The organism is Paenibacillus melissococcoides (assembly GCA_944800085.1).
Classification (GTDB): Bacteria; Bacillota; Bacilli; order Paenibacillales; family Paenibacillaceae; genus Paenibacillus_B; species Paenibacillus_B melissococcoides.
The window spans coordinates 1,363,669-1,385,273 of sequence record CALYLO010000001.1 but is presented as its reverse complement, the minus strand read 5'-3'; the positions used below and the strand labels follow the sequence as shown (position 1 = coordinate 1,385,273).

Annotated in this window: 19 protein-coding genes, 2 pseudogenes and 1 riboswitch; of the genes and pseudogenes, 6 read left to right on the top strand and 15 right to left on the bottom strand. The window is 54.6% G+C overall.

Translation table 11 applies throughout. The features are described from left to right. Positions 1-345 precede the first annotated feature (345 nt). The 5 genes from OCY70_RS06375 to OCY70_RS06355 form a co-directional block, all read right to left on the bottom strand. Positions 346-1,053, bottom strand: a complete 708-nt coding sequence (locus tag OCY70_RS06375; RefSeq protein ID WP_213429679.1) for a lipoprotein BA_5634 family protein — start codon at positions 1,051-1,053, stop codon at positions 346-348. Positions 1,054-1,145: 92 nt separating this feature from the next. After that, positions 1,146-3,071: an ABC transporter permease gene (locus OCY70_RS06370; RefSeq protein WP_213429678.1), complete on the bottom strand. Its 1,926-nt coding sequence runs from the start codon at positions 3,069-3,071 to the stop codon at positions 1,146-1,148. Continuing rightward, entirely contained in the window at positions 3,046-3,816 is a 771-nt protein-coding gene (locus OCY70_RS06365) for an ABC transporter ATP-binding protein (RefSeq protein ID WP_213429677.1), read from the bottom strand. Before OCY70_RS06365 ends, OCY70_RS06370 begins: the two co-directional genes overlap by 26 nt. Before the next feature lie 196 nt (positions 3,817-4,012). Beyond that, entirely contained in the window at positions 4,013-4,999 is a 987-nt protein-coding gene (locus OCY70_RS06360) for a sensor histidine kinase (protein WP_213429676.1), read from the bottom strand. Continuing rightward, positions 4,996-5,700, bottom strand: a complete 705-nt coding sequence (locus OCY70_RS06355) for a response regulator transcription factor (RefSeq protein WP_213429675.1) — start codon at positions 5,698-5,700, stop codon at positions 4,996-4,998. The genes OCY70_RS06360 and OCY70_RS06355 overlap by 4 nt, the downstream gene beginning before the upstream one ends. A gap of 256 nt (positions 5,701-5,956) precedes the next feature. On the opposite strand from OCY70_RS06355, the gene coaA reads away from it, so the two are divergent. Continuing rightward, positions 5,957-6,877, top strand: coding sequence for a type I pantothenate kinase (coaA, locus tag OCY70_RS06350; protein ID WP_213429674.1), 921 nt, complete (start codon positions 5,957-5,959; stop codon positions 6,875-6,877). Between the two features lie 291 nt (positions 6,878-7,168). Next, on the top strand, positions 7,169-7,699 hold the full coding sequence (locus OCY70_RS06345; RefSeq protein ID WP_213429673.1) for a hypothetical protein: 531 nt from the start codon (positions 7,169-7,171) through the stop codon (positions 7,697-7,699). Positions 7,700-7,888: 189 nt separating this feature from the next. Here the strand turns inward: OCY70_RS06345 and OCY70_RS06340 are convergent, their stop codons facing one another. After that, the gene (locus tag OCY70_RS06340; protein WP_213429672.1) at positions 7,889-8,164 is read right to left on the bottom strand and encodes a helix-turn-helix domain-containing protein; all 276 of its coding nucleotides are present in this window, start codon (positions 8,162-8,164) and stop codon (positions 7,889-7,891) included. A gap of 503 nt (positions 8,165-8,667) precedes the next feature. On the opposite strand from OCY70_RS06340, the gene OCY70_RS06335 reads away from it, so the two are divergent. Beyond that, complete coding sequence (locus OCY70_RS06335) at positions 8,668-10,026, top strand: IS1182 family transposase (protein WP_261944512.1); 1,359 nt, start codon at positions 8,668-8,670, stop codon at positions 10,024-10,026. 385 nt (positions 10,027-10,411) lie between these two features. Here OCY70_RS06335 and OCY70_RS06330 read toward each other — a convergent pair whose 3' ends face one another. The 5 genes and pseudogenes from OCY70_RS06330 to OCY70_RS06310 all read right to left on the bottom strand — a co-directional run. Then, positions 10,412-11,335 carry a DMT family transporter gene (locus OCY70_RS06330; protein ID WP_213429135.1) on the bottom strand — a complete coding sequence of 308 codons (924 nt, stop codon included), beginning with the start codon at positions 11,333-11,335 and terminating at the stop codon, positions 10,412-10,414. Positions 11,336-11,447: 112 nt separating this feature from the next. Then, a riboswitch (FMN riboswitch) is annotated at positions 11,448-11,594 on the bottom strand. A gap of 196 nt (positions 11,595-11,790) precedes the next feature. Further along, positions 11,791-12,669 carry an RNA polymerase sigma factor RpoD gene (rpoD, locus tag OCY70_RS06325; protein ID WP_213429134.1) on the bottom strand — a complete coding sequence of 293 codons (879 nt, stop codon included), beginning with the start codon at positions 12,667-12,669 and terminating at the stop codon, positions 11,791-11,793. Between the two features lie 281 nt (positions 12,670-12,950). Then, complete coding sequence (locus OCY70_RS06320; protein WP_213429133.1) at positions 12,951-13,661, bottom strand: class I SAM-dependent methyltransferase; 711 nt, start codon at positions 13,659-13,661, stop codon at positions 12,951-12,953. A 164-nt stretch (positions 13,662-13,825) separates the two neighbouring features. Continuing rightward, positions 13,826-14,284, bottom strand: a complete 459-nt coding sequence (locus OCY70_RS06315; protein ID WP_213429138.1) for a hypothetical protein — start codon at positions 14,282-14,284, stop codon at positions 13,826-13,828. Continuing rightward, positions 14,278-14,487, bottom strand: a pseudogene (locus OCY70_RS06310) (acetyltransferase); the annotation flags it as partial. The pseudogene OCY70_RS06310 and the gene OCY70_RS06315, both read right to left, overlap by 7 nt. Positions 14,488-14,875: 388 nt before the next feature. On the opposite strand from OCY70_RS06310, the gene OCY70_RS06305 reads away from it, so the two are divergent. After that, the gene (locus OCY70_RS06305; protein ID WP_213429132.1) at positions 14,876-15,067 is read left to right on the top strand and encodes a hypothetical protein; all 192 of its coding nucleotides are present in this window, start codon (positions 14,876-14,878) and stop codon (positions 15,065-15,067) included. Here OCY70_RS06305 and OCY70_RS06300 read toward each other — a convergent pair. Next, the gene (locus OCY70_RS06300; protein ID WP_261944695.1) at positions 15,064-18,294 is read right to left on the bottom strand and encodes a DEAD/DEAH box helicase; all 3,231 of its coding nucleotides are present in this window, start codon (positions 18,292-18,294) and stop codon (positions 15,064-15,066) included. The two genes, OCY70_RS06305 and OCY70_RS06300, sit on opposite strands and share 4 nt — an antisense overlap. A 274-nt stretch (positions 18,295-18,568) precedes the next feature. On the opposite strand from OCY70_RS06300, the gene OCY70_RS06295 reads away from it, so the two are divergent. Both OCY70_RS06295 and OCY70_RS06290 read left to right on the top strand, forming a co-directional pair. Beyond that, positions 18,569-19,120, top strand: coding sequence for a helix-turn-helix domain-containing protein (locus tag OCY70_RS06295; protein WP_213429130.1), 552 nt, complete (start codon positions 18,569-18,571; stop codon positions 19,118-19,120). A gap of 74 nt (positions 19,121-19,194) precedes the next feature. Beyond that, positions 19,195-20,082, top strand: a complete 888-nt coding sequence (locus OCY70_RS06290; RefSeq protein WP_261944696.1) for an alpha/beta hydrolase — start codon at positions 19,195-19,197, stop codon at positions 20,080-20,082. Positions 20,083-20,310: 228 nt separating this feature from the next. Here the strand turns inward: OCY70_RS06290 and OCY70_RS06285 are convergent, their stop codons facing one another. From OCY70_RS06285 to OCY70_RS06275, 3 genes and pseudogenes are all read right to left on the bottom strand, one after another. Then, positions 20,311-20,457, bottom strand: a complete 147-nt coding sequence (locus OCY70_RS06285) for a hypothetical protein (RefSeq protein ID WP_213429128.1) — start codon at positions 20,455-20,457, stop codon at positions 20,311-20,313. 21 nt (positions 20,458-20,478) lie between these two features. Continuing rightward, complete coding sequence (locus tag OCY70_RS06280) at positions 20,479-20,901, bottom strand: hypothetical protein (protein WP_213429127.1); 423 nt, start codon at positions 20,899-20,901, stop codon at positions 20,479-20,481. 267 nt (positions 20,902-21,168) lie between these two features. Then, positions 21,169-21,567 (bottom strand): annotated as a pseudogene (locus tag OCY70_RS06275) (transposase); the annotation flags it as partial. Between the last annotated feature and the right edge of the window lie 38 nt (positions 21,568-21,605).

Genomic DNA, 21,605 nt, shown 5'->3' with positions numbered 1-21,605 from the left:
TACATTTTATCCGCCCTGCTGCATTGTTGGCGCGATTCGGCTCTCTGTCCTTTTACGAAGGAAAATCGGAAGAAATGTCTTTCAAATAGTAGACACTGTTTTGCAAAAGAGATATTCATTCCCCAACAGCAGATGCTCTATATATGATATAAAACAAATTGTTCATAACTATATATTGATTTTTTCTTACATCCAAGCAAGTCCCCCTTTTGTCCACCTTTATATAGACAAGTTCACTATTTTTCCATACACAGAGGACAACACTCCCGCACTCCGTCTGACGCGGCGGCACCGATTCCGGGGCCCATCATAACGAAAAACCGCCCTTTGCCGGGCGGTCTTCATTCATTGTTGATTCTGCTTGATGATCGTTACGCCTTCCAGATGATCGGCGCGCGCTTTCATGTCCTTCGTCAGCTTCAGCCATTCGGCATTCGCCAACGTCCGTTCCGGCTCCGGCTGCATCCAGCCGTCCTTCGTCAAGCCGTATGCCTGCTTCAGATGAAGCAGGGCCATCTGCGTCTCCGGAACAGCCAACCGGGCATATTCCGCGTCATCGAGCACCAGGATGAGCTCGGCAAATTGGGTATTGCGCACATGCCCGATCCAGCTGTTGCTCCCGTATTTCAGACTGATTTCCTGTCCGCCGACGTTCAGCCGCTTCACATCCTTCATCGTCGGGTGCCCGAACAGAAGCGCCTGACCCGCTTCCGCGTCCGGGAGCGACTTGATCGGATCGGAGCTCCAGACGTCATCATTATTATCGGCCTTGCGAATAATACCGGTCTTGACGACGCTGTCGGCGGTCGTCCGGCTCATCATCAAGATCTGCTTCTCTTCCGTCTCCGATCTCTTCACCGGATACATCTCGCTAGCCGCGATAGCATCGCGATGCTGCTCCGCGGCTTGCTCCAATGCGGCTTTCTCCCCGAGGAGCAGAATGCCGTTCCGCGGCTCGTCCTTCGTTCCGCCTCCGAACAGACTGCAAGCGCTAAGCACGCCGATGGCCAGGATGGCGGCCAGCCCTCTTTTCCAACCCCAAATTTTTGTCATGAACTTCTCTTCCTCTCTCTCTCCTATCCTCGCATTCCCGCTTTACAATTGCGCGCCCTCTCTAGCCCTCATCCCGCGCCGCTGTCTGCGCCTCACTTGATTTTCCCATACAAATGATTCAGATACCGCCAGCGGACCACGAAGAAATAAGCCGTCTGCATCGTAAGGAAGCTAATAAAGATAATGACAGCCGACGAGGCCACGGGAAAGCTGACGATCTGCTGCAGCGCGATGAAGGCGACGCTGCTGTGAATGACGGCGACGACAATCGGAAGGAAAAACATGAGCAGCAACTGTCGCGTCACCATCTTCTTCAGTTCCTTACGGCTCAAGCCAACCTTCGCGATCATCTGATACTGCCGCTCATCCCGATCCAGATCGGCATACAGCCGGAAGTAGAGCAGGCTTGCCGCGAAGGTGAAAAACACGACCCCGACCAGCACGCTGACGATCAGCAGCAGCCCGTTCCCCTGCTTCATCTGAAGCCAGTCGAAGATATGGGCATGCAGCATGAAATTCCCGTCCTGTTGCTGCTCCGCCTCCTTCTCAATCTGATCCAGCAGCTCCTGCGAGACGGTTTTCGATTTCTCCCAATGGTCGACGACGAACAGGAAGTAGGTTACGGGAGTCTCGTTCACGCCGGGGATGAGCTCGAAGCTCGCGTCGCTCACGACCAGGAGCATGCTGTATTCCGGGTAGACGATATGCGTTCCCAGCTTCGCGATGCGGAAATCAGCGCTCCAGTCCCCTTCCACAATGTCTACCGGCCCGTAGTCTTCCGCAGACGCATTCTTGTACTGGGTCTGCAGCTTGACGTTCGTCGGGACGAGCATTGCCTCGTCGTCGCTCAACGTCTCCGATTCATATCCGAGCGCGGAAGCCAAGCCGTTATACTCGCTAAGCCTCATAATGAGCAGCCCGTTATCCGAATACCACGGTGCAACCCTGCCCATCCGGTACGTGAAATTCTCTTCGGACAACGCCTTCCCGATGGCGGCGAGATGTTCCTGCTCACGATCGTTGCCTTGATTGGAAATATAGGTAAAGGCATACGGATTCTTCATCTCCTGCAAGCCGGGGTCGCCAATCGACATCGAGGTGCCGATACCGGTGAAGGCGACGGCCGAGATGACGGCGACCATGAAGAACATGACCGCGTTATCCTTCATCCGGTATGCCAGCTCCGACAGCGTCAGCAGATTCGTCTTATGAAAATAGAGCCTCTCGCGCTTCTTCAACGCGCGGATGGCGTACACGCTCAGCTGCGTGAACAGCCAGTAGGTCCCGGCCACGACGAGCGCCACCCCGCCGAACAGCAGCGCGAACGAGAAAATCCGCTCTACGGCGAACATCATGACGCAGAAGTAGCCAAGTCCGATGAGAACGGCTGCCAGCAGAGAGAGCCACAGCGAAGCCTTCGGCTCGGGCTTCGGCTTGTCCTCCGACTTCAACAGCTCGACCAGCTGCTCCGTCTTGCGGATGCGGGACGTGATCAGCGCGATAAGCAGGAACAGCACCAGGAAGGCGCCGGCGGTTATCAAGATGGCCTGCAGCGGAATATAGAAGCGCAGTCCCTCGTAGATGACAAGCATCTTCGCGCAAATCAACAGCGTCAGCTTCGCGAAGATCAAGCCGACCGCGATGCCGGTCACGATGGCGGCGGTGCCGATAATCATATTCTCGACGAAGATAAGCTGCCTTAGCTGCCGGCGCGAGATGCCGAGCACGAGTAGAAGCCCGAATTCCTTTTTGCGGTTTTTCAGAAAAGCGCTCACCGAATAGAACAAATAAATAAACGAGAACACAAAAATCATAATCTGCGAGACTCTCATTCCCATCGTGCCAAGCATACTCATCGTCTCGCTTGTCGAGCGGAGCTGGCCCTGCAGATCCGGATGGAACAGCAGCAGGGCATAGGTAAAGAAGACCATGACCGAGAACGCGCTGCTCAGAAAATGGGCGATGTACGTCCGCTTGTTCCGGACAATGTTGTTATACGCGAATTGGCGAAAATTCATGGCCGTTCCCTCCCAGCAGCGACAGCACATTAATAATCTTCTGATAGAAGGCGGATCGGCTGTCGCCGCAGTACACCTCGTTGTGGAGCCGGCCGTCCTTGATGAACACGACGCGGTCGCAATAGCTCGCCGCCACCGGATCATGGGTAACCAGCAACATCGTCGCCTGCTCCTCCTTGTTGAGCTGGCTCAACAGCTCCATCACGTCGCGCGCCGCCTTCGAGTCCAGGTTCCCGGTCGGTTCATCGGCCAGCACCAGCTTCGGCTCATGAATGAGCGCGCGGGCGATGGCGGCGCGCTGCGCCTGGCCGCCTGAGATCTCGTAGGTGCGCTTGTCCATGATGTCGGCGATGCCCAGCTTGCCGGCGATCCGATCGGCCCGCTCCCGCATCGCGGCAATGTCCGTGCCGTCCAGCGTCAATGGCAGCATTATATTTTCCTTGACGGTCAAGGTCTGAAGGAGGTTGAAGGACTGGAACACGAAGCCCAGTTCCCGGCGCCGGAACACGGCCAGCTCATCCATCGACAAGTTGTGCGGATCCTTCCCGTCGATCCGCACCTCCCCCGAGGTCGGAGCATCGATGGTGGACACGAGATTGAGCAGCGTCGTCTTGCCGCTCCCGGACGGGCCCATGATACCGACGAACTCCCCTTTTTGAATCGTCAGATCGATATTGGACAATGCTTCATAAGAGACCATTCCCTTGTATATTTTGCTCAAGTTCTTGACTCGCAAAATTTCCATCGCGTTCGACATCTCCCTTGATTCGATAATATCCATTGGAGCGCCCAGGAATCAGGCTTATGATCCTAGTGTAAACTTCTTTTCGCTTTCGTCCTATCGCCGAGTCTTTCAAAATGTCTACAGCTTTGTAAGAATCGATCCAAATAATGGTCTTCAGAACAAAAAACCGACAAGGGAGCGCTCCCTCATCGGTTGTTCAGGTACTAGCGAACGGGAAAACAATCCGGACCGCCGTGCCTTGGCTCTCCTCGGATTCCAGTTCGATCTCATGATGCAGCTTGCCGATAATCTCCTTCGCCAAATAGAGTCCCATCCCGGTCGATTCTTTATATTTCCGTCCGTTCTCCCCCGTAAAAAAGGGCTGAAACACCCGCTTCACATCCTGCTTCGGAATGCCTGCTCCGCGATCCTTCACTTCCAGGACGACGGCCCGCCCTTCCGTATAGGCGGTTGCGGTTACTTTCGTGCGGCTGCCGGCCGAATACTTGATCGCGTTCGTCACAATCTGCTGCAGGACGAAGCGAAGCCACTTCACATCCGTCTCGACCGTCAGCTCCGGATCGATCTGAATATCCGGATAGACGTAGCTGCGGATGAAATAGCGCTTGTTCTCATGCACCACATCATGAACGATGTCGCGCAATGATTGTTTCTCCACATGAAAGTCATGCTCGAACGTATCCAGCCGCGCCATATAAAGCACCATTTCGAGCCCGCGCTTCATCTGATCGGCTTCCTCCGAGATGCTGGCAAGCTTCGGATCCTCCGCATCCTGCGTTATCAGCTCAATGACCGAGAGCGGGGTCTTCATCTGATGCACCCATTGGTTCATGAAGGCCAGATGCTCCTGCTGCTTCCGCTCCCACACCTTCAACTGCTGTTGATAATAGCGGTATTGGTGATCGATGGTCTCGTCCACCGCCCGGGACAACCGAGCCGCGTCCGCGAGCTGAATCGTGGAAGTGAGCGAAGCCGGCGGATCGGTCAGCCGCTTGTACATGAGCCGATGAGTCGCGTAGCGGTACCCGAGATACAGAGCGAAGACGAAGAGGCCGAGGAACAGCGCATACGCCGCCGTCAGCGGACGATCATACCCGTCATACCAGAAGACCAGCAGGACGAGCAGCAATTGGACGCAGGTGAATCCGGCCACCGGAAGATGCTCACGCCAGAACAGCTTCATAGGGCTTGCTCATCCTCCCACGTCACGTTCAGCCGGTAGCCGACGCCGCGCACGGTCTCCAGCGCGTCGCCGATGCCGAGCTCCGCCAGCTTCTTGCGGACCCGCGTAATATTGACGCTTAGCGTATTGTCGTCGACGAACGAGTCATCCCACAGCTTGTCCAAAATCAGCTCCCGGGTAACGGGGCGGGGACAGCGCTCCAGCAGCGTCTCGACAAGAATCGCTTCCTTCTTCGTCAGCATAATCGTCTTCCCGCCCAGACGCAGCTCCAGCCGCTCGGGATAGAGCGCCAGCCCGTATCGTTCCACCGTGCGCTCGTCCGCCTTGACCGCATAATCGCCGTATACCCGCCGCAGCGTGCTGCGAATCTTCGCCAGCACGATCTCCGAATGGAATGGCTTCGTAATATAATCATCCCCCCCGTTCTCTAACGCCATCACTTGATCCATCTCTCCGCTTCGCGCCGAAATGAACAGGATCGGACAGGTCGAGACCGTGCGGATCTGGCGGCACCAGTAGTACCCGTCGAAGCTGGGCAGATTGACGTCCAACAGGACGACATGCGGCTGAATGTCCTTGAATTTCTCGAGCACCCGATCGAACTCGTCGAGGATAATGCCTTGGTCACCGTATTTTTCAATATGAGATTGCAATAATTGCGCGATTTTCGGATCGTCCTCCACGATCATGATTTTGTACAAGTTCCATGCTCCTTCCTTTCCTGCCGCGCGGCCTTGTGCCAGGGCATTTGCTGGCGATTCGTTCCGAATAAGAATGAACCGAATGTAGCATATACGAAGCGAGAAATCAATCGGTTCCCCCCTCCTTCAGATTCTTCCCGGCGGCCGAAGAGGCGAACTTACTTGACAACATCGCCCATTTTGGAACATGATATGTGAGTCTATTAACTTATCTATATTCCAGTTGAAGTTATTAATCGGAGCGAGAGGTAGAACGATGCATAACCTGAGTCCCTATATCACTATGAAGCGGTCAGAATGGGCCCGCTTGAACGGCCAATCCCATCTGTCGGTGACCCCTGAACAATTCAATCAGTTGAAGGGATTGAACGAGCGTATCGCCCTGGACGAATTGGAGGAGGTTTATCTTCCGCTGGCGAAGCTCCTTCATATCTATGTGACCGCGGCGCAGCATTTGAAGGCCTCGTCGTCTTCCTTCCTGGGCACCGCTACCGAGAACGTGCCTTATATAATCGGGATTGCCGGCAGCGTCGCTGCGGGGAAGAGCACGACCGCGCGGCTTCTCCAGGCGCTGCTGTCCCAATATGAAGAACACCCCCGCGTCGACATCGTGACGACGGACGGCTTCCTGTACCCGAACCGGACGCTCGAGGAACGGGGCATGATGAATAAGAAAGGATTTCCCGAGAGCTACGATACGAAGCGGCTTCTTCGCTTCCTGATGGATATCAAGTCAGGCAAGACCGAAGTGCATGCGCCGGTCTATTCGCATCTGTCCTATGACATCGTGCCCGATGAGCGCATTGCCGTATGCCAGCCGGATATTCTTATCGTCGAAGGAATCAACGTGCTGCAGGTCAGCAAGGAAGCGAGCGTGTTCGTCAGCGACTTTTTCGATTTCTCCATCTATGTCGACGCGGAGGAGCATGACCTGGAAACATGGTATATCGAGCGCTTTCTGCTGCTGCGGGACACCGCCTTCCGCGATCCGACCTCCTACTTCCACCGCTATGCCAGCTTGACCGAGGAAGAAGCGGTTCGGCGGGCGAAGAACATCTGGCGGGACATCAATCAAGTCAATCTGCTCGAAAATATACTGCCTACCCGCTACCGCGCCAAGCTCATATTAAGCAAAGCCGCCGATCATCGGATCCGCGACATACTTCTGCGCAAATAACATCATGATATGCCTCCCCGGATATTCATCCGGCCAGACAAGAGCAGTCCGAACGAAGGGCTGCTCTTGTTGTTCAGAGAGCCTTCCTTCCGGCGCGGAGCTCCCGCCATGCCCCGGCTAACCAAGCCCGCTCCGCACCACCTTCGCTTCTGTCGGACACGCGTCTTCATCCCTGCCGCGGCTGCGGCGAATCGCCGAATGGCCGCGGCATCCCTCCGCTTTTTTGCAGTAGGCGCGGATTTGTATTATGATCGTACACATCATTCGCATGTTGCGCAGGAGGCTTGGTTCATGTTTGATCCTACGATTTTCGACAATCTGAAGGTCGTGCTGGAAGGCAAAATCTATGATTTGGATCAGGAAGGAAAATGGCTCGTCATCGGGCGGGAGGATCTGATCGATCTCGCCGGGTTCGGGCGGACCTTCCGCATGCGCGTCCAGCGGCCCGGGGAGGCCTGCACTGCCGCATTGACGCTTGCGAGCGGCTTGGCCGATTTCGCCGCCGAGCTGCGGGGCCTGCGGCTTGTCGGGGAAGAGCCAGGCGCCCGGCTGGAGCTCTCCTTCGAGCTGGCAGGCGATTATACGGCGCGGGCGGACGGGATGGGAGAACGGTTGGCCTCCATCTGGGGCGACGCCGTCACCATGCGGCAGGAACGGACGCTTCCCGTCCCTCCTCGGATCGGGGCAGTTTCTCCCGCCGCGGACGAAGGGACGCACCGCATCGTGCTGACGTTCAGCCAGCCTATCGACGAGCGTCATCTGGGTGAGCTGGGCGCCCTCGTCATGCAGACGCTCGATTCGCTTCAGCTTCTCAGCGAATAGCTTGCAGGGGAGCGTCAACGTACGCCCCTCCCGCGGTTCGCGGCCGTACAGGGTCAAGGACCAAGGAGCGAGCCGTTGCTGGATCCAAGACGCCCACGGGCGGGCTCGCCAGAGCCGGTAACGCCGGTAATGCCACAAGGGGCGGAGCTGCATAATGCGGCTCCGCCCTTCTCGCGTGCAGATGTCATGCTATTTGTTCTTCCATTTGTACAGCGGGTAATAATAGCCGACTTCCCGTCCCATCAGCTCACATAATTTGCCTACGCGCTCCGGGCTCGGCACACTGCCCTCGAATACCCATTTTTCGGCCGTCCGCTGAGTCACGCCGCAATATTGGGCGATGTCGGCCGTTCGCAACTTCAGGCGGATCATATCCTCGTAGAGGCGCTTGTCGTTCAAGCTGCTTTTGAGCTTGCGCTGGATCGGATACTCCCGGAACCCTTTCGGTTCGGGCTTGCGGCGCATCGCTTTGCAGCGCTGACACAAGTATTGGGAAGATGCATTTCCGCACTGTGCGCATAGTCCCTTTCGTCTTCTCTCTTGCCTTAGCTGTCTCATGGATGTTTTTGCACAAAAAGACATGATGCCCATTGCTCCTTACAACGAGATAATTCAGCAGATTATGCCAACAAGCGGCTATCCTGTACTGATATTAAATGGATTTCGCATGTTGGACAACCGACAAATGCTGACAATTGCCGGCATGCGGTCAAACGCAAAAAAGCGGCTGCCCACGGGCAACCGCCCGGAAGAACAACCGCTTGATGCATGCGACCGAAATTGCATTTTTTTAAGCAAAAGAGAAGCTAGCGGCGGGAGTGACGGCGGCGGGACGAGCGGCGGAAGAGGGTTGAAGCGGCGAATCCTGCAATTGTCAGAGTGTTGAGAAAGTCTATGTTAATTACCCATTCACCGCGTTAATTTGGTATAATGTTCTTATCATAATCCATGGAAAGCGCGGTGTTTGTATGCTTTACACGAATGATCCCAACCCACAACTGGACTATGAACTGGTTTGTCTTGAGCATATGGTTGCCCCTGATCACTTGCTTCGTCATATCGATAAACATATTGATTTTACCTTTATTTTGGACCTTGTGCGTCCTTACTACAGCGAGTCGAACGGCCGACCATCTGTGGATCCCATTGTGTTCTTTAAAATGCTGCTGATCGGCTACTTGTATAACATTCGCTCAGAGCGAGAACTGGAGCGAGTCGTCAACGATTCCCTGGCTTTTCGGTGGTTCTTACGGCTCGGGCTTTCCGGCAAAGCGCCTGACCATTCGATCTTTAGCTGGAACCGGAAAAATCGGTTTAAGGATACTACCGTCTTCCAAGATATCTTCGATAATATCGTTCAGCAGGCGATTCAGCACAACATGGTGGGAGGGCGGCTGCTCTTTACCGACTCCACGCATATCAAGGCAAATGCCAATAACGGACGGTACGAGAAACGAGAAGTCACTTGTACGCCTTATGAATATCTCCAAGAGCTGGAGCAAGCCGTGAATGAGGATCGGGTCGCTTTTGGAAAAAAGCCACTGCCTCCCAAAGAGGAGGCCGAAACCAAGGAACAAAAAGTTAGCTTAACAGATCCGGATAGCGGAAACCTGAATCGGGATGGAAAACCGGAAGGGTTTCATTATTTAGATCACCGCACCGTAGATCATAAATACAACGTGATTACGGACTGCTACGTTACGCCTGGAAATGTGAATGATTCGGTTGTTTATGTGGATCGTCTACTACATCAAATAGAGAAGTTTGGCTGGGAAAAGTCGCTGGAGGCCGTTGCACTCGACTCTGGTTACATGACGGCCTATGTTTGTTACCGTACGAACAAATTAAACATCACGGCAGTTATTCCAGAGCGTTCGACCCGTGAACACGGTGTATTTCCCAAAGAGAAATTTCATTATGATGCAGAAAAGAATGTTTTTATCTGTCCAAACCAGCAAGAACTCACGTACCGCACCACAACACGAAAAGGATTCAGAGATTATAAATCCGATCCCAAACAATGCGCTGCCTGTCCATTATTGAGCAAGTGTAACGAGAACAAAAATAAACAACGCACCATACAACGGCATATCTGGGAAGAACACAAAGAGAAAGTAGTTCAAAACTTCCAGAGTGAGAGCGGAAAAGCCGTTTATGCCCTACGCGCCCAAACCATTGAGCGAAGTTTCGCGGATGCCAAAGTGCTCCATGGACTTCGCTATTGCCGGTTTCGGGGAAGAGACAAGGTGCAGGAGCAAGTGCTGATGACAGCCACTGCACAGAACATAAAAAAGATAGCCACACATCTCGCCAGAAGGGTGGGGTAAAGCAAAGACCCCATCCCCCCTCCATTCTCTCTCACCAAACACCACTTTTTCCCAGCAAAATGATATTACATTGATATTACTTCGTAAAAAACAGGGGTTTTCCAACAGCCTGAATTGTGCAGGAATTTACGCTATTTCAGCCGCTATCGGATGCCATTCCTGCAAAAACGCATCATTTGAGCCGAGTTTTGCTTTCCATCCATGGGAATGGCTTAAATTCATGTCATTTTGCAGCAATTTTGGTAAAGGAATCAACGTCGCCAGGGAAAACTTAATTTCGCAGCATTTTCGGGAAGGCGAGCTGTCTGAAGCAGGGCGGGACTGTCTCACTGCACTAAAAACTACATAATGAGACAGCCCCTATTCGATGCAGTATATGATGATATTATTGCTGCTGGCGGGATACGCAGAACAGCGCAATCCAGATCAACACGAATCCGGCCACCTGCGCCACGGTCACAATCTCCTGGAAGACCAGCCAGTTCATCAGCATTCCGACCAACGGGAAGGACAGCTCCGCGAGCGTCGCATATGAAGCCTTCGTGACGGCCAGGCCGCGGTAATACAGCAGCAGGCTCAGCAGCCCCGGCAGCAGCGCTTGCAGCAAAATATAGAAGGTCAGCACCCCCCACTCGCCCGAGGGGATATCCCAGCTCGGCTGCTCGTTCCAGGTGATGACGAACAATAACGGCAGGCCAAGCGCGAAGCGGAGCGCCGTAACGGTCTCATACTTCATCTGGTTGAGGAGCAATCGGCCCATGACGGTCGATCCGCCCCACAGGAAGGCGGCGCCGAGCGCCAGCAGGCTGCTTGCGCCGATGACCTCGCGCACATGCCCGATCGGCAAGGTCCAGCCGAAGGTGAGCAGATAGGTGCCGGCTACGGCCAACATCAGCAGCAGCCCGAAGCCGCGCGGCAGGCTCTCCCGCAGGAGAATGCGCGCCAACAGGATGGCGAACAGCGGCTGCAGCTTCTGCAGCAGAAGCACCGCGTTCGGATTGCCGAGCACGAATGCGTCCGTGAACATAATGGTCGCGATGACGGATCCGCCCCAGGAGAGGAAGAGCAGCGCCACAAGATGCCGCCAGGTGATGCTCTTCAGCTCATGGCGGTTCACCCACAATACCGGCGCCGCGAACAGCAGCAGAATAAGATGTTCAATTAAAACGATCTGTGTGGATGTCAGATAATCCAGCACAAAAGTGCGGAAGAGCGGTCCGATCCCCCACAGAGCGGCACCCAGCACGACGTACCAGATCCCTTTCGATGCGCGGGCCACACCATGTCCCGGCTCCAATGCTTCGTCCATATTCAATAACCTCCACGGTCGTTGAACAGGATCTAGGCCTAAGAAGACTTACTTCGCCAATGATCATATGTGGTTAAGATGACATGCAACGTACACCACGTAAATCGGGATAAGCGATCTTCTTCCATCCGGACTATACCGTCGGCTTTGGCTTTGCACCAAATCAGTCGCCGCTGCGGACAGCGGCGAGTCGCGGGCTCGGGCTGGTCAACAGCGCCTTACCGCCGGTCAGGAATTGCACCTGGCCCTGAAGATCCTCATTCAAATCAATCGTAGGCATGTCCCCTTGCGGGAGTCATGCCCCGTTCTTCATTATAACTTGAATTAGCCGCACTTCAACTGAAAATTTCGTGCCGCTCCACCGACGCAAAAGGGGCACGCGCAGCGAACGCGTGCCCCTCGGCAGCATATCATATCATATCTTATAAGTGCATGATGGCGGCAATGCGGCCCGCTTATTCGAGAAAATCCTTCAACCGCTTGCTGCGGCTCGGATGTCTTAATTTGCGCAGCGCCTTTGCCTCGATCTGCCGGATTCGCTCGCGGGTCACCCCGAATTCGTGGCCTACCTCTTCAAGCGTCCGGGTGCGGCCGTCATCCAGGCCGAAGCGGAGACGCAGCACGTTCTGCTCCCGCTCGGTCAGCGTGTCGAGCACATCCTCCAGTTGGACCTTCAACAGCTCGTAAGCCGCGGCATCCGCAGGCGCCAGCGCCTCCTGATCCTCGATGAAATCTCCCAGGCTGGAGTCGTTCTCGTCGCCGACAGGAGTTTCTATCGAGACCGGCTCCTGGCCGATCTTCATAATCTCCCGCACTTTTTCCGGCGTAATCTCCATCTTAACCGCGATCTCTTCCGGCGTCGGCTCCCGCCCGAACTCCTGCAGCAGTTCCTTCGAGATCCGGTTGAGCTTGTTGATCGTCTCTACCATATGAACCGGAACCCGAATCGTCCGCGCCTGATCCGCAATCGATCGCGTTATCGCCTGCCGAATCCACCATGTCGCATAGGTGCTGAACTTGTAGCCCTTCGTGTAGTCGAACTTGTCTACGGCCCGCATCAAGCCCATATTGCCCTCTTGAATCAGATCGAGCAGCATCATGCCGCGCCCGATATACCGTCTTGCAATACTGACGACTAGACGGAGATTCGCCTCCGCGAGTCTCTGCTTCGCCTCGGTATCTCCCTGGACGACCCGCTTGGCCAATTCGATCTCTTCCTCTGCGGTCAGCAGCGGTACGCGCCCTATCTCTTTTAAGTACATGCGCACAGGGTCATCGAGTTTGATCCCGGGTGGCAGCATCAGGTCGTATTCCTGTTGATCGTTCGTAAGCATCCAATCCCCCCTGTAACCCGCTAGCTGGAATGTCTATATTATTCTTGACACAATATGCCGAATGTGCTAAGATCAAAAATAAATGTGCACATAAACAATTGGCAACGGATAGTTTATCATACTTTCGTGACAGTTTCAATACATAATTGAAGAAGTGAATGCTTTTCAATTTCTGGCATTCTCTATTTTCTGTCTTGTGCTAATTGCAACTGCAGCTTCTCGTCGCGGGCGGGAAGTTTTTTTGATCCCTGTCCGAAAATAGTACGCAAATCAGCCCCCATCTATTCCCCTGGAACGGAGAAAAAATGGGGGCTTTCCATTGTAGAACTATAAGACCGAAGCACGGACGAAATAAGCGTGTTCGTATGCATATAGCCGTCCGACCGGTTCATGAAAAACCGCTCCTGTATCGCCTCCGGAGACAGCTGCTCCCGCAAGTGCAAGCCGGATTCACGCAGTTGCCCGGCGATGGCAGACGGAGCCAGCCCGGTCAGCATCGGCTCCCCGGCATAACGGAGCATCTCCTGCATCCATTTGACCCGAAAGGCGGCCCGATCCGGATGGAACGCCTCCGTGTCCCAATAGTCGAAGACGATCTCGCTTCCGGCGGGACAGATATCGGCAAGCATGCGCAGCGTCGCGAAGGCGTCGTCCCGCGGCAAATAATGAATCACGCCGGGCCAACTGACGAAGCTCGGCGCCTCCGAATCGAAGCCCGCGGATGCAGGCTGCGGCGGAAGCCCGATCCGGCCTGGCCGCGGCCCGGCTAGGCATCTTCGCCTCCAGTGCCTTCTCCATCGTCGCTTCTCCAACCGGGCGGCGATGCGCATGCATCGGTCCCGCAGCTTCGCCTGCAGCCAGTTCGGGGACAGCAGCCGCTCCCACTCCGCAATGAGCAGATGCTGCATGAAGAAAGCGGGAGCATAGAACTCGACATCGTAAATCAGATCATGAATGGAGCGAAACGGGTAACCGGTGCCACGACTCCCCATGAAGCGGATGTCTCATCTCCATTCGGGCCAAATAGGGCTTTCTCTGCGGAATCGGCGCGTCATCCCAATCCGTGCGGTCTATCTCGTCCAGATCGAATGTCTCTCCCGTTATCTGCACATGGAGAATGCCGTCCTGCCGGAAGGCGCGCTTTCTGCATGACCGTTCACAATAAGCCGTAATATAGTTCCGAAATGTAATATGCAGTAAAATGAAGCGGCCGAATCGGCAGCTCCGCTTCTTGGCCGCCTTCACGGTAACGGATCTGAACAATGCGGCGCTCCCGAATCGCATGGGACAGCAGCTGCCAATGCTGCATCCGCAGAGGGTGAGCGGCGAAGATCGGCAGACGATGCTCCCCCGCCTCCTCCGGCGGCCCGGCGAACCGCTCCAGCACATGGGCAATCCGCTGCACGACAGCCGCGTTCTCATAGTTATATTGACGGTACCGATGAGCGAGGAATCTCAACACGTCCTGTTCTTCTTCCGTGATGTACAGCAGCGGCAGCATATACGCCTTATCCTCATAGATATAGCCCCGGTGCTTGGCCACATACAGCAGCGGAGCGCGGGGCGAGACTTCCAGATACTCGATATCCCGCTGCGCCTGCCGCTTCGAGAGCAAAATTTTCCGATGATCAGCTTGGTCCCGATCGCTTCATAATGATACAGCACTTGCTCCTCGAACGATTCTCCGTTCATGGCATCATAGTATGAATACTCCCCTGCCTCGATGTTGGGCATCGTGATGACGTTGCGGATGAACTGCACGTTGTTATTTCCGGGGATCGGATACTTGGCTTGCGGATTCGGTCCTGTCATATTCATATCATCCTTTCAGCGATTCGACTTGATCATGCGCCGGAATGAGGAGGTCCGCATGAAAAAACCTCCTTATCCAATCAAGGATAGGAGGCTGGCATGCATGCGCCAAGACAAAGCTCCGCTTCCTAAGCAGAGCCGTTCTCGTCCCGTATGGAGGCAAAAGCCCAGACCGATCCTATCCATAGCACTTCGCATTCTTCCTTCTGCGGCGGATAGGATTAGTAGATCATTGGCTTCTGCTCACCCTCTCATTATATTGCCTCTATTGTATCGCAGGATTCATCTGGAATTCAATAGCCGATTTATTCTATACGGGTGAATTCGCCGTCCCTCTGCGGCCCGGATAACGCGGCAGCTTCACGTTCCCCGTCGCATAATGGATCGCAATGAGATGGTTCGAAACAACGACGCGCCGTACGCGATTATCGGGGAGATCGCCTCCCGCTTCGACAGCTTGATTGCCGTCCAGCCGATCACATCGCTGGATAGAGCGGGTGTATCCGCGATGGCGGAGAATGGTTTTGGATGCGGTTCCCGGGGCTCATGGACCGCAGCCTCCTTTCTGGTCCGATCGCTCCATTAGATCATCAGCAGCTCCCGGATTTCCTCTTCCGTGATGGCGGATAATCCTTCCTGAGCCGGTTCAAGCACTTCTTGAATCAAGTTCATTTTTTTCTGCTGGAGCTCATGCATCTTCTCTTCAATCGTGCCTTGCGTCACGAGACGGATGACTTGAACGACGTTCTTCTGCCCTATCCGGTGGGCCCGATCGGCCGCTTGCTGCTCCACCGCCGGATTCCACCACAGATCGTACAGAATAATCGTGTCCGCTCCGGTCAAGTTCAATCCCGTTCCTCCCGCCTTCAGCGAGAGAAGGAACAGGTCCCGCTCCCCCCGATTGAACCGGCCGCATAGCTCTACTCGTTCGCGGGCAGGCGTCTGGCCGTCCAGGTAGAAGTACGGTACGCCTTGCTTGCCCAGTTCGCGCGCGATCAGGCCGAGCATCTCCGTGAATTGGGAAAAGACGAGCATGCGCCTGCCCGTGCTCCGGCACTCCGCGATCATGTCCAGCAATTGTTCGAACTTCGCCGAGCTGCCGGCATAGCCTTCGACGAACAAGGCGGGATGGCAGCAGATCTGGCGCAGCCGGGTCAAGCCCGCCAATATTTTAATCCGGTTCTTCCGGAAGCCGCCTGTGCGCAGATGCTTCACCGTCTCCTGCCGCAGCTCGGCGAGATAAGCCACATAGAGCTTCTTCTGCTCCGGCAGGAGCTGCGACGCTTGCAGCGATTCGATCTTCTCCGGCAGTTCCTTCAGCACATCCGACTTCATGCGGCGCAGCAGGAAGGGCCGCACCCGCCGCGCCACGGTCTCCCGCGGCAGTTCGTTGAATTCGCGCCTCCCCGGGAACAGGCCGGGAAAAATAACGTCGCAGATCGACCACAGCTCCTCCAACCGGTTCTCTACAGGAGTTCCCGTCAGCGCGAAGCGATGCCGGGCCTGAATCGCCTTGACGGCTTGGGCCGTAAGGGTGGCATAGTTCTTGAACGCCTGAGCCTCGTCCAATATGAGCGTATGGAACCTCGTTCCCGCCATCTGCCCGATATCCTGGCGCAACAGCGGGTACGAGGTGATGATGACATCGGTGCGGGACGCATCGCGGACAATCCGGCTTCTCTCCTCCTTGCTTCCGTCCGCCATGGCGACGCGAAGCTCGGGCGCGAATCGGTTCATCTCATTGCGCCAGTTGTACATGAGGGAAGCCGGAGACACGATCAGCGCCGGCATGCCGGCTTCCCGGATTTCCGGCAGCACGGAGAGCACGAAGGCAATGCTCTGGATCGTCTTGCCCAAGCCCATCTCATCCGCCAATATGCCGCCGAAGCGATAATGGGCCAGTGTCTTCATCCATTGAAACCCATACTGCTGGTATTCGCGCAAAATCGGTGCGAGCGAAGCGGGTATGGGGAATTCGAGATGGTCGGGATTCCGCATATGCTCCAACAGCTTGCGGAACCCTTTGCCGAGACGGACCGCCTTTCCGGCGTGCACCGTATCGACCCATTGAAGCCCCCGTGCAACCGGCAGCCGGAGCCTTGTCCCTTGGATATGCTCCTGCCGTATCCCTATGTCATTGAAGAAGGCGATGATTTCCTGGAGCTCGGCGCGATCGAGCGGCAGCAGCGCGCCGTTGGGAAGCCGGTGGTATTTTCGTTTTTCTTCGAGAGACTGGATAATGCGGCGGATCTCCGATTCCGGAATCCCGTCCATCTCGAATTTGAACTCCAGCCAATCAGTGCGCTCGTCGACCTCTACCTTTACGGCCGGGCGAACAGGACCGGGATGCAGCCTCAGCTTTACCGCCGTGGTCGCGAATACGTGGACAAGCTTCTCCAGTTCAGGCAGCACATGATGGAGGAAATCGAACTCCTGCTCTTCATCGGCCAGAAACAAACCTCCCTCCGTCTTCGCGAAGGAATTGCGCTCTAGCAGCTCCAGAATTCGCCGCTCCTTCTCTCCGTCCCGGAGCAGAATCCGGCCCTCGCCGCCCGTCTGATCTCTGCCCTCCAGCGGATTGATGACGATCGTGCCGTAATGGAACTCCAATCCGGCAAGGAGCCGATCCTTGACCCGATCGAGGTACAGCTTGGCGACAAGCGGCGTCCGCACCATCCGCTCGGAGACGGACTGGCTGATGCGGACTTGGCCCAGCTTCATCAGGCCCGGGACGGCCTTCTCCATAAATGGCTCCGCTTGCTCCGGCTTGATCGAAATCCGGCTGCTGCGGGTTGCTTCGACGATCCGCTGCAGATCGGCGAGACGCTTGAGCTGCTCCTGCGGAAGCTTCCACAGCTTCCCTTCGGACAGCGCGCACCCATATGCCGTCATCGGAATTACCCGTTCCAGACCTGCTATATCCAGTTGATACCCTTCCTCCTTCGTCGGCGACTGATCGAACCCGAAAACGAGCGGGAGCGGACCGTCCGCGACCACGATCCCGTCGAAGCTGCTGCCGCCCTGGATCATCTTCACCGCCGGAGCCGCGGCCAGCAGGGGGAGAAGCTCTTCCCACACGGAGGAATGAATCAGCAGCAGCCGTTCGGAAGCATGCGCCGGCTCCGTATACCTCATGTCACTGTCAAGCATCTGGATCAGAAGCTGGAGGATCGCGTTATTTTCTTGACGGAAGCTGTGAAGCTCCGGGTCGTACGTAAAATATCGGGACACCTTGCACGCTTGGCGGTGCTCGATTCGCCGGAGCAATTCCTCCACATGCTGGACCTTGTACAACCGTTGCGGGCCGATTCTCAGTTCTAGCCCGAACCGGTACTTCTCATCCCTGCAAGGCACGGGCTTGCAGCCAAATTCAACATCAAGCGCCTCTCTGGCATCGAAGAGAGGGCGGGCTTCGCTGGGGCGGCGCGGCTTCTCCCCGAACAGCTTCAAAATCCGCTCTCCCGCATCCTCCGCTCCTTCCTGCCTGCCGTCCTGTCCCTGCTCCGGCCCTTCGTCCATAAGCGGGCCATGGAGAATAGCCATAAGTGCCGCGGCAATATGTTTGCAGTATTGGTCCTCGGGATGAAAGACCGGACAAGTGCATACGGCCTTCATCTCCTCATCATGCGGGAACTCAACGGAAACCTGAAGGATGCGATCGTCCTCTTCGACCGATGCTTCGTAACGCGGCGTACCCGATTCTTGCTCCCTTGCTAGCCTCACTTTGTGCGATTGGAACAAGACTTCTCCGTCCTCATAAGAGAACCGGCCGCACAGCAATCGAATCATCTGATTGTCCAGCTCAAAGCCCAAGCATATGCCCCTCCTGTTTCTTACATTTTCGTCCTAATTGCTCATTTGTAACGGCTCCGAACTCGCTTACCGTTCGATCATAATGGAGTTGCAACTGTTTTTCCAGTCTCTGTTCGGCATGCCGCTCATCTCATCAATAGCTGCCGCCATTGCTTGCCTCCTCCTTTATCAACCCAAGGATACTAGAACCTTGACATCCATAAAGACGAACTATATTATCATAATTGAGAATATAATCAATAATGATAACAATTGATAATAGGCGGTAATCCATATGAAAAAGAATAAAGCGGATTTGATCCTGCATCCGGTAAGAATGAAGCTCATTCTGAATGTCATGCGTCAACAACGGGCCACCGCCTCGCAATTGCACGAGCTGCTGCCCGAAGTTCCACAGGCTACGCTCTATCGTCATCTCCATAAATTAGCCGAAGCAGAGGTGCTGATTGTCGTCGAGCAATACCAAGTTCGCGGCGTAACGGAAAAAGTATACGCCTTGTCCCAGGAAGGAGTGAATATAACAGAAGCCGACCTTGAAAATGTAACAAAAGATGACCATTTGCGGTATTTCACTACGTTCGTATCCAGTCTGATTCATGATTTTTCGAAATATATAGAACAGCCTGATAGCAATATGGCCCAAGACGGGGCCGGTTACCGCCAATGCTCCCTTTATTTGAATGACGATGAATTCGAAGAAGTGATGGCCCCTTTTCAGGAAGCATTGCAAAAAGCAATGCGGCACGGCCCCGCGCCGGGGAGACGGCGCCGAACGATTTCGTTCGTCATCATTCCGGAAGCGGAAACTAAAAGTGAGGGAGAATAGACCGCATGAACGCAAATTGTAATGAAATCGAAGTAACGATTGACAGCGCTTATCCTTTGGCAGGAACGTTGTCGGTGCCGCGCGGCACGGTTCAACCTGCCCCCGCGACTTTACTGATTTCCGGGACGGGAGAAAGCGATCGAAACGGCAACGGCGGCGGCCTCGACATGAATATTTATAAAGACTTGGCGGACGAATTGGGAAAAATGGGGCTGGTAACGCTGCGCTACGATAAGCGCGGCACCCATGCGAGCGGGGGCGATTTTTATGAAACCGGGTTCTGGGATCTGGTGGAGGACAGCACAGCTTGCGTTCGCTTCCTGCAGTCCCGGCCGGAGGTCGATCCGAACCGAATCGTCCTGCTGGGACATAGCGAAGGAGCGTTCATCGCTCCCGTCACACACGCGAGCCAACCTGTGCAGGGGCTGATCCTGATCGCCGGGGCCTTGGAAAATTTGGTGCATGACATCATGCCGCGTCAGTCGGCGCAGGCGCTGCAAGAAATGGAGACCGCAAAAGGGATCAAGGGCTTGCGGTTCCGTCTGTTTAATGTGCCGGGGAAAACCAGAAAGCAAAGTGCCGCTTTTATGGAAAAGGTGATTTCCTCCGCGACGCCAACAATCAAATTTAAAGGTATAAAGTTAAGCGCCAAATGGTTTCAAGAACATGCCGCTCTAAACCTTGCGGAGTATATGAAGGAAGTGTCCTGCCCCCTCTTGGCCATCACGGGCTCGAACGACATTCAAGCTCCGCCGGAGCACGCAAAAATGTTGGCGGAAGCCGTCAAGGGGGAGGCGGAATGGCATATCGTGCCGCAGATGAATCATGTATTGCGCAAGTATGATAAGGCCCATACGATGCTAGGGTTGGTAAAAGAGTATAAAAAATCGATCGCCGATCCGATCGAACCGGAGTTCATCAAACTTCTGGATCAATGGATGCGGAAATATAAGTTTATGTAACACGATCCGGCGAGGTTCAAGCGGGAGAGCCGGATACCATCCAATCGGCATCCGCTCCTCCGTGTGCTGGAAACCGTCAGCGCGCCCCGAATTAATGAAGCAATGGAAGCCAGGAGCTCCATACTTCGCCGGGAGGCGATCCGTCCGCCTCGTCTTGATTCCATCGATGGGCTAGACAGAGGCCGACCAGGAAACCAGCTCTTCCGCACCTGCGTTAGGAAGCGATGGTCATGCACGCCTCTCCCCTTCACCCGATTCCCGCAGCCTTTCCTTCAACCGCAGGGCAAGCTCTTGCCAACGCCGTTTTTCCTCCGCGTACGCCCGTTCTTCATCGTCCATTTCGAGCCAACGGTCGCCGTCCATCAACTCATACATGCTTCTCCATCGCTTCCTCACTTATAGATTTATATATGCCTCATCATAGGGTTGACTCCAGAACATATTGGTTATTTCCCGTGCGGTATATTGCAGCGGAATTTGCTTATTTTGAATAAAGTATTGAAATAGTTCGCTCGCTTGCCCGGCATTCAGAACTTCATTGTCTTTCACATAAATGGTGCCGCCGCTATATGTAATCTCTGCATCGGGTCTTAGCAAGTTTTCCGCCTTCATTCCCGCCGCAAAATGCCGAAATCCCGCTTCATCGGGAATGCGGTATTCCACGGTCAATGCCGATGCCGAGCCGGCGCATTGAATATATTGCTCTTCGACAGGCGCGAGCGTGCAATGCAGCACCTGCTTCAACCGGTTCGTCCTACCAATATATCGTGATATCATCGCTTCCTTTGAATAGCGGGGCTGAAGGATACAAGAATTCACTCGATGGTATTACTCCCGAACTTAGTTTCATATTATAATAAATCTGGAGATATGAAGACCAATGGCATGACTATAAGGAACTATATTAACCCTCGTAAGGTGTCCACCGCATCCCATGCTTCTCCTATAAATCAGTAAAAACTCGTATTGTTTCTCTCCTCTGCGCATAAATCCGTTTATTTTCTTCCGTATGGCGAAGGTGGTTCGCCTCTTCAACATATTCAGCCCAAACATGTCGACTGCGTCGCTGCGGACTTTTTTTTCGAAGGGTTTCTTTCCGTGCGCAATTCGATCTTTATTGATCTCTTTATCCAACTGCTCCTGGTACTTTCGGCTTTGCTCGTGAACGATTTCTTTTACATATTTGTTTTTGTTGGCGCTGGCTTTCACATGTATCGCGTCAATAAAGAGCAGTACGTCAGGTTCAAGGAAACCATGGCGAGCAGCTTCTTCGAAGATGCGATCAAAGATAGCTTCAAATACTCCCGTTTCCCGAAAACGGCGCACATTATTCTTACCCAGCGTGGAGAAATGAGAGATGGGTTAACTGAAGTCATATCCAATAAACCAACGGTACGCGGCATTGGTTTCAATTTCCTTCATGGTCTGGCGCATGGAGCGAATCCCGAAAAGGCATTGCATAAGCGCTATCTTAAGAAGAACAACTCCGGTTATCCATTCCACTAAAGCTGCAGTAACTCCCG